Origin of the sequence: Paraburkholderia sp. BR10936 (genome assembly GCF_040965735.1) — a bacterium.
GTDB lineage: Bacteria > Pseudomonadota > Gammaproteobacteria > Burkholderiales > Burkholderiaceae > Paraburkholderia > Paraburkholderia nodosa_A.
In genome coordinates, this window is the sequence record NZ_JBFRCM010000014.1 from 164,162 (window position 1) to 175,568 (window position 11,407).

Consider the following 11,407-nt stretch of genomic DNA (forward strand, 5'->3'; position numbering starts at 1 on the left):
ATCCGTCTTGCTACAGTTGAGATTGGTTGCAAACGGTCTCAGACGGTCTCACTCAAGGAGGAAATCGCAATGGCCAATATGCTCGACAACTGCAAGGTCGCAATCCTTGCCATGGACGGATTCGAGGAAGTCGAACTTACCGAGCCGCGCCGCGCATTGAAGGAAGCGGGGGCGCACGTGGACGTGATATCGCAGAAAAGCGGTGAAATTCAGGGTTTTCGTCACGTCGACAAGGGCAGCAAGATCAAGGTGGACCGCACCTTCGGCAGCGCGAAGGCGGATGACTACGACGCGGTCGTATTGCCCGGCGGCGTGGTGAACTCTGATGCCATCCGCCTGATTCCGGAGGCGCAGGCGTTCGTGCGTGCGGCCAACGACGCGCATAAGACGATTGCCGTGATCTGCCATGGTGGTTGGCTGCCGGTCTCAGCCGGTATCGTCAAGGGACACACCATGACGAGCTGGCCCTCGCTTCAGGACGATATCCGCAATGCGGGCGGCAAGTGGGTCGACGAGACCATGGTCCACGACGGCAACTTCATTACGAGCCGCAAGCCCGACGATATACCTGCCTTCAACGCCGAGATCATCTCCACCCTTTCGGCGGCGGCGGGCACGGCATGACGGCGCCGGCCGGCGTCACGCTCACAGCGCCACCTGCACGCCCAGCTCGACCACATGTGCGGGAGCCAGGCCGTAATACTCGGCGCTCGAAGTGCAGTGGTACGACATGAACGCGAAGAGCCGCGCACGCCAGCGGCTCACGTCCTGCTGGGCTTGCTCGCGCAGCACCTCGTCGCGCGGCAAGTAGAACGTGGTCTGTTGCGGGTCGAAACGCCAATCGCCCAACCTGCCTTGCAGCGATGCCAAAAGCCGCGGCAAATTGGGCCGCTCGACGAAGCCATGATGCGCGACGATCTCCCAGCAACCCGCGCCGAGGTCGCGCGCTTCGATGCGCGTTTCATCGTCAGCCTGCGGTGCGGACTCCGAAACATTGGCGAACACGATCACCGTGCGATGCAGGACGTGATTGTGGCGCACGTTGCTCGCGAGCGCGGCCGGCGTCATGCCGGGTGCGTTGCCCGGGTATACGGCCGTGCCCGGCACGCGCGGCGGCTTCGGATCGGCAGTGCAGATACCACGCAGAAAGACGTCCACCGATTCGCCGCGTGCCGCATGACGCGCCTCCAGTTCGCGGCCACGGTGCCAGGTACTCATCATGATGAACAGCAATGCGCCCACGGAAACCGGGAACCAGCCACCGGTGGGAATTTTCGGCAAGCTCGCGGCAAGCAGCATGCCGTCCACGATCAGCAGCGGCACACATGCCAGCCATGTGGCGGCGCGCGGCCAGCCCCATACTTCGCGACATACAGATAGCATTTGCATCGACGTGGTCACCATCGTCATCGCCACGGCGAGGCCATACGCGGACGTGAGCCGCTCGGAGCTGCGAAAGAACAGCACGAGAAACACCACGGCCACGAGCAATCCCGCGTTGACTGCCGGAACGTAGATCTGGCCGCGCCGCGTGCTCGAGGTTTCGATCGTGCGCATGCGGGGCAGGAAGCCCAACTCGATGGCCTGGCTCGTCATGGAAAACGCGCCCGAGATCACCGCTTGCGAAGCGATGATAGTGGCAAGCATGGCGATGCCGACCGCCGGAATGAGCGCCCAATGCGGCATCGAGCGAAAGAACGGCTGGCTGGCGCCGCCCGGCTCGAACAGCACGGTCGCGGCCTGGCCGAAATAGCCCGCGACGATCGCCGGCAGCACGACGCAAAAGAACGCAATGCGAATGGAGCGCGTGCCGAAGTGGCCAATGTCGGCGTAGAGCGCCTCGGCGCCCGTCAACGCAAGAATTACGGCAGCGAGCACGCCGAAGGCGAGCCCCGGATGCGCGAGCGCGAGCCGCACGGCCCAGACCGGCGACGCCGCGGCGAGAATCGCCGGATAGAGCGCGATGTGATAAACGCCCACCGCGCCGAGGCTCAGGAACCAGAGCGCCATGACGGGCCCGAAGGTGCGCCCGACCACGGCGGTGCCGCGCGCCTGGAACAGGAAGAGCGCCACGAGAATCGCCAATGAAACCGGCAGCACGGCGCTGTCGAATGCGGGATTGATTTCCTTGAGCCCTTCCACCGCGGAAAGCACCGAAATGGCAGGCGTGATCATCGAGTCGCCGTAAAACATCGCCGCGCCGACGAGACCCGCGAGCACGAGCAGACGCGGCGCGGGCCGCCCCGCCTTCGCGAATCCGGCGCACACCAGCGCCGTGAGCGCAACGATGCCGCCCTCGCCCTCGTTGTCGGCGCGCATGACGAAGCAGGCGTACTTGAGCACGACCACGATCAGCACCGCCCACAGGATCATGGAGAGCACGCCCATCACCACCGGCTGGGCCGAGGAATGCGCCGTCTGCACGGCTTCGCGCAGCGCGTAGATCGGGCTCGTGCCGATGTCGCCGAACACCACGCCGAGCGAGCCGAGCACCAGTGCGCGCTGGCCGGCGTCGTCGTCCTGCCTGCGCGCCTGCTCTTTGGGCGCGTTTCCGTACGGGTTGAGGCGTTCCTTGAGCATGGCTGCGCGGCGTTCGGTGGAGGCTTTGACCTCTCGCAATTGGCGTTCCTCTGGCGCCTGAGCCAGTGGAAGGGTCGAACGTCAATTTCCCGGCCGCGTGGCGAACTTGCCTTATCCGTCGGGCACGCCTATATTGAGTCCGGATGGTTGCGAGTCGCAACCATTTGCATGAAGACCATGCAGACCATAACGGAGACCATCATGGATTTTGTCGACGTGCCCGCGCAGCCTCGCGAGACGACCATCCTCGAACTGCGCGAGTTCTCGCGGCGGCTCGTGCGCGAGCTGGGCTTCATGCGCACCACGCTCGCCGACAGCGATCTCGCCCCATCCGCCGTACACGCCATCATCGAGATCGGCGCGCAGCCGGGCATCAATGCACGGGCGCTCGGCGACATCCTGCGGCTCGACAAGTCGAACACGAGCCGCCAGGTCGCGCGGCTCGAGGCGGCCGGTCTCGTCAAACGCAAGACCGCCGACGATGACGCGCGCTCTACCGAGTTGACCCTGAGCGCGGCAGGCCAGAAGCTGCGCGCGAAGATCGACCGCTTCGCCACGGATCAGGTTTCCAATGCGCTGCGCAGGCTCGTTCCTGCCGACCAGCAGACGCTCGTGCGTGCGCTCGCGCTCTACGCCGACGCGCTCGCGCACGACAACCCCAACGAGACCCGCGCAACAGCGCCGGCGGCGGGCGTGCAGATCGTGGAAGGCTACCGGCCCGGCTGCATTGGCGACATTGCGAGCCTGCACGCGCGGTTCTACGCCGCGAACTGGGGCTTCGGCTCGTACTTCGAGAAGAAGGTGGCCACGGAACTCGCCGACTTCACCGGCGCCTTGCCAGCCGTTGGCAAGGCGCTCTGGCTCGCGGTGGAGCGCGATCGCGTCCTCGCTTCGCTTGCCATCGACGGGAACGAGAGCGGCAACGCAGGTGTCGCTCACCTGCGCTGGTTCATCGTCGACGACTCACTGCGCGGTACCGGCATCGGCCGGCAGTTGATGACCAACGCGATGCAGTTCGTCGATGCGCACTACGCCGAGACCTACCTGTGGACCTTCAAGGGCCTCGACGCCGCGCGGCATCTGTACGAGTCGTTCGGCTTTCACCTCGCGCAGGCGTCCGAAGGCGACCAGTGGGGCACGAAGGTCACGGAGCAGCGCTTCGTGAGGCGCCGTGCCGATTGACTCGCATCACGCGGAACTCGCCGGGCGCCCGCGCGTTTCCGGCATGCGCAGATACACGATCAGCGAAATCGCCGCGCAGGCCGTGACGTACCAGTAAAAGTACTGCTCGTGGCCGCTCGCCTTGAAGCGCAGCGCGACAAACTCCGTCGTGCCGCCGAGAATCGCCGTGGTGAGCGCGTACGGCAGTCCCACCGCGAGCGCGCGGATGCGCGTGGGGAACAGCTCCGTTTTCGCGAGCATGTGCACCGAGGTGAAGCCGCTCAACATCACGAGGCCGGCGAACGACAGCAGGAACGCCACCAGCGGATCCCGCGTGTGACTGAGCGCCGTGAAAAGCGGCACGGAAAACAGCGTGGTCGACAGGCCAAAGCAGATCAGCACCGGGCGGCGGCCGAACACGTCGGAGGCGAGCCCGAAGAGCGGCTGGAGCGGCATATACAGCAGCAGCGCGCCGGTGGAGACGAGCGTCGACATCTCCTTCGAAAGGCCCACGGTGTTCACGAGGTACTTCTGCATGTAAATCGTGAACGTATAGAAGCCCACCGTGCCGCCCACAGTCATGCCGATAGCGAGCAGAATCTGCCGCCAGTGCAACAGCAGTTGCTTGAGCACGGGCGGACCGGCCTCACGCCGGCCGCGCTCGAACGCTTCGGTCTCCGTCACGTTGCGGCGCATATAAAGCGCGAACAGCGCGAGCGCGCCACCCAGCAGAAACGGCACGCGCCAGCCCCAACGCTCGATCTGCCCGGCCGTCATCAGCAGGTTCTGCATGACGAGCATGAGTGCGAGCGCAACGAGTTGGCCGGCCACCACGCTCACCTGCAAAAAGCCAAGATAGAAGCCGCGCCGGTTGGCGGGCGCGATCTCGCTGAGGTAAGTCGCACTGGTGCCGTACTCGCCGCCCATGCTCAGGCCCTGGAGCAGGCGCGCCGCGATCAGCACGACAGGCGCGAACACCCCGATGCTCGCGTAGCCGGGCGTGAGCGCGATCATCAGCGAGCCGATGCACATGGCCGTGACCGACCACGTGAGCGCCGACTTGCGCCCGTGGCGGTCGGCGTAGAAGCCCACGAGCCAGCTGCCGAGCGGCCTCGCAACGTAACCCACGGCCGCGATGGCCGCCGTGTTCATGAGCTGCACGGTCGGCTTGTCGCTCGGGAAAAACGACTTCGCGAAGTAAATCGAAAAGATGCTGTACGCCAGAAAGTCGTACCACTCGATCAGGTTGCCGGCCAGGCCCCCGACGATCGAACGGATGCGCGGCCGCGCGATCGGTGCTGTTTCTGCCGGCTGGTTTTCGATTCGGACTCCGAAATCCGTGTCGTTCGACATGCGTGTCTCCTCCTCTTGTTTTGCAAATTGTGCGCTGTGGCGTTCAGTCCTTCGGTGCGTACTCGCGATCGAGCCGGTCGAAGAGCGGCTTGTTCACGAGGCGCTGACGCTCGGCGAACGGCGCGACGATCGTCGCGTCTTCGTCGAGCCGGCCGTTCGTGCGCAATTGCCCGAGAGCGCGCTGCATGCCGACCACGGCGCCCTGCAGCGCCGCGTTCGCGTACAGCACCAGCGCATAGCCAAGGCCCGCCAGCGCCTCGCGCGACTGCACCGGCGTCTTGCCGCCAATCACGATGTTGATGAGTTGCGGCGCGTCGATGAGTTTGGGCAGGCGCTCGATGTCTTCGAGCTTTTCCGTGGCTTCGATAAAGAGAATGTCCGCGCCCGCCTCGATGAACGCGTGGCCGCGCGCGATCGCGTCTTCGATGCCGTGCACGGCGGCCGCGTCGGTGCGCGCCATGATGAGCAGGTTGCCATCTTCGCGCGCATCCACGGCGGCGCGGATCTTGCCCACCATCTCGCTCGCGCCGATCACTTCCTTGTTAGCGAAGTGGCCGCACTTCTTCGGCATCACCTGGTCTTCGAACTGGATCGCGTCGGCGCCGCTGCGCTCGAGCGTGCGCACGGTCTGGCGCACATTGAGCGCGTTGCCGAAGCCCGTGTCGGCATCGACGATGAGCGGCAGGTTGACCGCGTCGCGCACGTGCGCCGTGTGCTCTGCAATGTCGCTCAAGCCGATGAAGCCGAGATCGGGCAGGCCGAACGACATGTTGGTGACGCCCGCGCCCGTGAGGTAGAGCGCTTCGAAGCCGGCGTCCTCGATCACGCGGGCGCTCATGGCGTTGAAGGCGCCCGGCACGAGCAGGCCGCGGCGCTCGTTGACCTTGGCGCGGAACGCGGCGCGGCGTGCTGCCGTGGAAGTGGTCATCGCGATGACTCCGTTCAGTGGGTTTTGAGATGGCTCAGACAATTGCACGATGTGTGCCAACCAGCGGAAACTGGGCGCAAACCATATAAAACAATACTTTAGGCAACCCCAGCGTACGACCGGTGTTTCATGCCACAATCTATGGAACGTTTCATGAAACGTTTCGGAACACCCATTTCCGTACCAAGGATTGCGCCGTGCCTCCCTCCAGCCCGTCCCAGGCCGCCAGCCGTCCGAGCATCGCGCTCGTGAGCATCAGCCGGTTGCGCAATCTCTGCGAAACCGTTGCGCCGCGCTATGCCAGCGAGGCGCGCTTCTTCAACGTGCGCGAAGGCTATGGCGACGCCGTCACGGCGCTGCAGCCCTATATCGAAGCCGGCACCGTCGACGTGGTGCTCGCGGCCGGGTCCAACGGCGCGTACCTGCGCGACAACCTGAGCGTGCCCGTGGTCATGGTGAAGGTGAACGGCTTCGATGTGCTGGCCGGCATCACGCACGCGAACGCCACCTGGCCCGGCGCGCCCATCGGGCTGATCCTGCACGAGAGCGTCTCGCACGAACTCGCCGACCTCGGCGCGTGGCTCAACCTGCGGCTCACGCAGTGCGCCTATCGCACGGTGGACGAAGTGCACGACGCCGTCACGGCGCTCGCCGCCGAGGGCTGCCGCGTCATCATCGGCCCCGGCATGGCTTGCGATCTCGCCCAGGCGGCGGGGCTCGAAAGCGTGTTCCTGTACTCGCTGGGCGCGGTGCACGAGGCATTCGAGCGCTCCGTGGAACTGGCCCGCGTGAGCCGCCAGAAGGAGTCCAAGCGCGTGCGCCTGAACACGATCGTCGCGCACCTGCGCGACGGCGTGGCCGCTTTCGACGAAGCCGGTCAGCTCGAAGCGGTCAATCCAGCCATGCTCGATCTGCTCGGTCTCGACCGCGCGCGCGATGTGAGCGCGCAACTGGTCCGCTCGGTGGGCCCGCTACTGCACGAAGTGGCCGGCGGCGATGCGGCGGTCGATGAACGCATCGAGCAGATCGGCGGCCGCTCGCTGATCGTGAGCTGCGTGCCGATCGTCGAGCAAGGTGCGCGCTCGGGCGCGGTGGTCACGGCGCAGGATGCGCTCGTCGCGCAGCGCATCGACCGGTCGCTGCGCACGACCCAGCGGCCGCGGCACCTCGTGGCGCGCTACGAACTGGACGACCTGGTCGGCGTTGCGCCCGCCATGGCGCGCGTGCGGCGCCTCGCGGCCATGAGCGCCGCGCACGACGCCACCGTGCTCCTCACGGGCGAAAGCGGCACCGGCAAGGAACTCGTCGCGCAGGGCATCCACAACGCGAGCCGCCGGCGCGGCAATCCATTCGTTGCCTTCAACTGCGCGGCGCTGCCCGAGGGGCTGATCGAAAGCGAGCTGTTCGGCCACGAGGAAGGCGCGTTCACGGGCGCGCGGCGCGGCGGCAAACCGGGCCTCGTCGAAATCGCGCATACGGGCACGATCTTTCTCGACGAAATTGGCGAGATGCCGCCCGCGCTGCAAAGCCGCCTGCTGCGCGTGCTCCAGGAGCGCGAGGTGATGAAACTGGGCGCCAGCCGCGCCACGCCCGTTGACGTGCGCGTGATTGCCGCCACGCACCGCGACTTGCGCGCGCTGGTGCAGGAAGGCGCCTTCCGCGCCGATCTGTATTTCCGACTCAATCTGCTGCATATTCCGTTGCCGCCCTTGCGCGAACGCCGGGAGGACATTGCCGCGCTCGCGCGGCATCTGCTCGAACGTATGGCCGATCGCTACGCCTTGCGTGCCGCCGCGATCGAGCGCGTGCTCACGCTGTTCGCACCGTACTTCGCGAGCTATGCGTGGCCCGGGAATGTGCGCGAGCTCGAGAATCTGCTCGCGCGCGCGGCCATCTTCCTCGCCGACGAAACCGGCGACGCGTCCGCGGATAGTTCGTTATACGATGTATTCCCGGAATTCGCGCAGAACGACGAAGCGAACGATGCGCCGCGGCGCGCGGCGATTGCCTCGAACGGCGCGCGGCGCGACGCCGCCAGGCCGGTCACGCGGGAAGACGTCGAGCGCGCACTCACCGCGCACGGCGGCAATCGCGCAGCCGCCAGCCGCGCGCTCGGCATAGGCCGCACGACGCTTTGGCGCTTGATGAAGGGCGCGTGAGCGCACGGAGTATCATGACAACCTCCACGATGCGCCGATTGAGGGCGCATCGAACCTGCCGGGGAACCTGCCTTCGTGAACTATTTCAATGTCCTGCTCGCGCTTTCTGGCGTCCTGCTGCTGAGCGTCGCCAGCCCGGGGCCGAACTTCGTCATCGTCACCTCCACGGCGGTGGCCTCGCGGCGCGCGGGCCTCGCGACCGGCCTCGGTCTCGCCGCCGCCTCCGGCACATGGGCATGGATCGCCATCGCGGGCCTAAGCCTGATCGTCTCCCATGTGGCCTGGATCGGCACCGGGCTGCGCATCGCAGGCGCGGCCTACCTGATCTGGCTCGGCGCGAAGATGCTCCTCACCGCACGACAGCCCTTGCAGGTTGCCGCGCAGGCGGGCGCTTCGGGTTGGGCCGCCGCGAAGAAGGGCTACGTCGTCAGCATGACGAATCCCAAGGCCATTGCGTTCTACGGCAGCATTTTCGCGTTGATGGTGCCCGCTGCCGCGCCGCGCTGGCTCGAAGTGGCGGTCGTCGTGATCGCGATCCTCATCTCGTGCGCCTGGTATTGCTCGATGGCCCTGCTCGCCTCGCATCCCACGGTGCGCCACTTCCTCGTCCGGCGCAAAGCCGCGCTCGACTCGGTGGTGGGCGTCGTGCTGATCGGGCTCGGCGGGCGCATGCTCGCGGGGCGCTGAGCCGGGTCACGCGGCCATGAGCGGGCGCATGGCTTCGCGATGGCTGCGCGCCGCGCCGCTGGCGTCGGCATTGACGCTGGCGTTCGTGCTCGCGGCGTCGTCCTTTCTGGCCCACGCGCAAAGCGCGCCCAAGGTCGTCGACATACCCACGAGGCCCGGCGTCACCCAACGCTTCCTTTTCATTGCGCCCGCAGCGCCGAAGGCGGCCGCGATACTTTACGCGGGCGGGCATGGCGGCCTGCAACTGGACCCGCAGGGAAACTTCGGCTGGGGCGCCAACAATTTTCTCGTGCGCAGCCGCATGCTGTTCGTGGACGACGGCGTTGCTGTGGCAGTCATCGACGCACCGAGCGACCGGCAATCACCGCCCTACCTGGACGGTTTTCGCCTCACGCCGGAACATGCCGAGGACGCTCGCGCCGTGATCGCATGGTTGCGCGAACAATTACACGTGCCGGTCTGGCTCGTCGGCACGAGCCGCGGCACGCAGTCGGTCGCGGCCATCGCGATTGCTCTTGCGAATGACAGCAACCCTAGCGCTGGCCCGGACGGCATCGTGCTCACCTCGACCATCCTGCGCGAAAATCGGGGCGGCGACCCGGTCACGGGCATGAAGCTCTCGGCGCTCGAAATTCCCGTGCTCGTGGTGCACAACAAGGACGACGCCTGCAAGGTGTGTCCGGTGTCCGAAACGGACACGCTCATGCAGAAGCTCACGCAATCACCGGGAACGAAACTGATGCTCGTCTCCGGCGGAACTTCGCGGGGCGACCCGTGCGGGGCGTACGCGTATCACGGCTTCAACGGCATCGAAAGCGAAGTCGCGCACGGCATCACGGCCTGGATGCTGGCGCCTTAGCGGGCTTTCCGCGCCGGGCATCCCACCTCTGCTTGCACCTCTAACCGCCCTTTCTTTTCACGGGCGCGCTGTTGTGTCCGAACGACCCCGGCGGCTCCGCCCGGCCGTGATGGCCGAGCGGCACCTCGGCCGTCTGCTCCGGATGCGGCCCGCCCTCGCGCGGCATGAACTCAGGCCGTGGTTCCGGTTGATCGAAGCTGCCCGGCGCACCCCGTGGGGGTTTCTCCTGCGTCGGCTGCTTGCCGGCGGCGAGTTCGTCGTCGGTTGCGCTGGCCTCGTCCGGCCTGGGGTTTTGGGTTGAAAGACCCATCATCCGCTCCTTAAAGGGTGTGGATGCGAGGCATCCTGTTCATGATTTCGGACCGCTCGCCGGCGTCGGTTGCGCGCCGGCTGGCGCCGACATCTGGCTACTCGAAGAATCCTGGGTTTGGGGGCGCGCCCCTTCGTCTGCACGTTTGCAAGCCGTACAGCCGAGCGCCAGTGCGGCCGCGCCGAGCAGCCAAACACGCGGCCACGAATGGAGCCACAAACGGGCGCGCGGCCTGTCCAGATTGGCACCCGATTTCGCAGTGCTTTTCATCCGATCCCTCCCTTGTGCGCGCCAATTGCAATTCCGCGCGCCACGCTTGTAATTCTTCTACCCCGCTCCCCGTTTGTCCGACCATTCCCACTTTTTCGCTGGCGCGCCCCGTATTGCGCCGGTCCTGCGCTCATCCTGCATTCCCGAAAGGCTTCATTCCCGATAAGCCGCCATTACGATCCACATATCGCGCTCGCCATTGCTCACTTCGGCAGCCAGCGCATAGCGGTCATGCGGACTGCAGGCGTTCTGCAGCGCCTTGCGCGCCTGTTCCGTGTTGTCGTAGTCGCGCTTTTCCAGCGGACGCACTTCGTTGCGTCCCTCGAACATCTTCTGGTCCTTGCGGTAGATAAGCGTTTCGGTTTTCCATTCGCGAAAACATTCCCGGACATGCTGGAAATCGCCTCCGCAGACGTTCACCTGGTAGCGTGGAGTTGACTTCATGATCGACTGCCTCCCTTGCCGGTTCGACGCGCACCTGCCGCTTACCTCACGCCGCGCGCGTCCACACCCGCGGCGCCGCATAGGGCGTGCCGGGCCTGACTTCCCATGCGGGCGGTATTGCATTTGCGCAGCGGGTGAGTCGTCTGATGGAGAGGGAGAAGTCATGAGCACGAGCCAGCATCCTGCTACGCGACGCAAGGGCGGGCGCCCCGCGCGGCAGCGTCATGCCCACGCGAGCGCCGCGAAAGCGCACACGAAACGCGCTACGAGCGGCGCCCCGAAAAAATGGTCGAAACACGTGAACGAGACGAGCGACGCCATGGACATCGAGTCCGGCGTATTCAAGTCCGGCAGCGCCGAAGCGATCGCCCGCTCGCTCAAGGAGTCGTCGCTGCACAGCCGGCGGCGCAAGGGCACGCCATTTCAGTCGGCCATGTCGATGCTGAACTTCTACATCAACCGCGCAGGCAGAAACCTGCCCAAGTCGCGGCGCGACACGCTCGCGAAAGCCAAGGGAAAGCTTCGGGAAGCGTTTGGCCGCAAGCCCTGAGCGAAAATTTCAGGCTTTTTCACGGTGGCATCGGCTTTGCGGCCAACTCTTATATAAGACATAAGACATTTGACGTTATATCGTATTGCGCTTAAAATCCCGGTCA

The 11,407-nt window shown here is 65.8% G+C and carries 11 protein-coding genes; 6 read left to right on the forward strand and 5 right to left on the reverse strand.

The genetic code is table 11. The features are described from left to right. The first annotated feature begins 69 nt into the window (after positions 1–69). Positions 70–624: a type 1 glutamine amidotransferase domain-containing protein gene (locus AB4Y36_RS26995; RefSeq protein ID WP_342948876.1), complete on the forward strand. Its 555-nt coding sequence runs from the start codon at positions 70–72 to the stop codon at positions 622–624. Positions 625–645: 21 nt separating this feature from the next. Here the strand turns inward: AB4Y36_RS26995 and AB4Y36_RS27000 are convergent, their stop codons facing one another. Beyond that, positions 646–2,619 (reverse strand): potassium transporter Kup, encoded by a 1,974-nt coding sequence (locus AB4Y36_RS27000; protein WP_368684617.1) that lies wholly within the window; start codon positions 2,617–2,619, stop codon positions 646–648. Positions 2,620–2,781: 162 nt separating this feature from the next. On the opposite strand from AB4Y36_RS27000, the gene AB4Y36_RS27005 reads away from it, so the two are divergent. Continuing rightward, entirely contained in the window at positions 2,782–3,762 is a 981-nt protein-coding gene (locus AB4Y36_RS27005; protein ID WP_342948761.1) for a helix-turn-helix domain-containing GNAT family N-acetyltransferase, read from the forward strand. A gap of 6 nt (positions 3,763–3,768) precedes the next feature. Here the strand turns inward: AB4Y36_RS27005 and AB4Y36_RS27010 are convergent, their stop codons facing one another. Both AB4Y36_RS27010 and AB4Y36_RS27015 read right to left on the reverse strand, forming a co-directional pair. After that, positions 3,769–5,094: an MFS transporter gene (locus AB4Y36_RS27010; protein WP_368684618.1), complete on the reverse strand. Its 1,326-nt coding sequence runs from the start codon at positions 5,092–5,094 to the stop codon at positions 3,769–3,771. A 43-nt stretch (positions 5,095–5,137) separates the two neighbouring features. Further along, the gene (locus AB4Y36_RS27015; RefSeq protein WP_368684619.1) at positions 5,138–6,022 is read right to left on the reverse strand and encodes an oxaloacetate decarboxylase; all 885 of its coding nucleotides are present in this window, start codon (positions 6,020–6,022) and stop codon (positions 5,138–5,140) included. Positions 6,023–6,219: 197 nt separating this feature from the next. Between AB4Y36_RS27015 and prpR the strand changes: the two genes are divergently transcribed. From prpR to AB4Y36_RS27030, 3 genes are all read left to right on the forward strand, one after another. Next, on the forward strand, positions 6,220–8,181 hold the full coding sequence (prpR, locus tag AB4Y36_RS27020; RefSeq protein ID WP_069266675.1) for a propionate catabolism operon regulatory protein PrpR: 1,962 nt from the start codon (positions 6,220–6,222) through the stop codon (positions 8,179–8,181). Between the two features lie 75 nt (positions 8,182–8,256). Continuing rightward, positions 8,257–8,868 carry a LysE family transporter gene (locus AB4Y36_RS27025; RefSeq protein WP_342948758.1) on the forward strand — a complete coding sequence of 204 codons (612 nt, stop codon included), beginning with the start codon at positions 8,257–8,259 and terminating at the stop codon, positions 8,866–8,868. Between the two features lie 28 nt (positions 8,869–8,896). Continuing rightward, entirely contained in the window at positions 8,897–9,727 is an 831-nt protein-coding gene (locus AB4Y36_RS27030; RefSeq protein ID WP_368684620.1) for an alpha/beta hydrolase, read from the forward strand. 40 nt (positions 9,728–9,767) lie between these two features. Here the strand turns inward: AB4Y36_RS27030 and AB4Y36_RS27035 are convergent, their stop codons facing one another. Together AB4Y36_RS27035 and AB4Y36_RS27040 are read right to left on the reverse strand one after the other, a co-directional pair. Then, complete coding sequence (locus AB4Y36_RS27035) at positions 9,768–10,037, reverse strand: hypothetical protein (RefSeq protein WP_069266678.1); 270 nt, start codon at positions 10,035–10,037, stop codon at positions 9,768–9,770. 423 nt (positions 10,038–10,460) lie between these two features. Further along, on the reverse strand, positions 10,461–10,751 hold the full coding sequence (locus tag AB4Y36_RS27040; RefSeq protein WP_069266679.1) for a hypothetical protein: 291 nt from the start codon (positions 10,749–10,751) through the stop codon (positions 10,461–10,463). A gap of 163 nt (positions 10,752–10,914) precedes the next feature. Between AB4Y36_RS27040 and AB4Y36_RS27045 the strand changes: the two genes are divergently transcribed. Continuing rightward, positions 10,915–11,301: a DUF3175 domain-containing protein gene (locus AB4Y36_RS27045; protein WP_342948756.1), complete on the forward strand. Its 387-nt coding sequence runs from the start codon at positions 10,915–10,917 to the stop codon at positions 11,299–11,301. Positions 11,302–11,407: the final 106 nt, after the last annotated feature.

What these genes read in the sequence shown, in the direction of transcription:
- AB4Y36_RS27045 (WP_342948756.1), top strand. Translation starts at nt 10,915, where the DNA reads ATGAGCACGAGCCAGCATCCTGCTACGCGACGCAAGGGCGGGCGCCCC.
- AB4Y36_RS26995 (WP_342948876.1), top strand. Translation starts at nt 70, where the DNA reads ATGGCCAATATGCTCGACAACTGCAAGGTCGCAATCCTTGCCATGGAC.
- AB4Y36_RS27005 (WP_342948761.1), top strand. Translation starts at nt 2,782, where the DNA reads ATGGATTTTGTCGACGTGCCCGCGCAGCCTCGCGAGACGACCATCCTC.
- AB4Y36_RS27015 (WP_368684619.1), bottom strand. Translation starts at nt 6,022, where the DNA reads ATGACCACTTCCACGGCAGCACGCCGCGCCGCGTTCCGCGCCAAGGTC.
- AB4Y36_RS27010 (WP_368684618.1), bottom strand. Translation starts at nt 5,094, where the DNA reads ATGTCGAACGACACGGATTTCGGAGTCCGAATCGAAAACCAGCCGGCA.
- AB4Y36_RS27030 (WP_368684620.1), top strand. Translation starts at nt 8,897, where the DNA reads ATGGCTTCGCGATGGCTGCGCGCCGCGCCGCTGGCGTCGGCATTGACG.
- AB4Y36_RS27040 (WP_069266679.1), bottom strand. Translation starts at nt 10,751, where the DNA reads ATGAAGTCAACTCCACGCTACCAGGTGAACGTCTGCGGAGGCGATTTC.
- AB4Y36_RS27035 (WP_069266678.1), bottom strand. Translation starts at nt 10,037, where the DNA reads ATGGGTCTTTCAACCCAAAACCCCAGGCCGGACGAGGCCAGCGCAACC.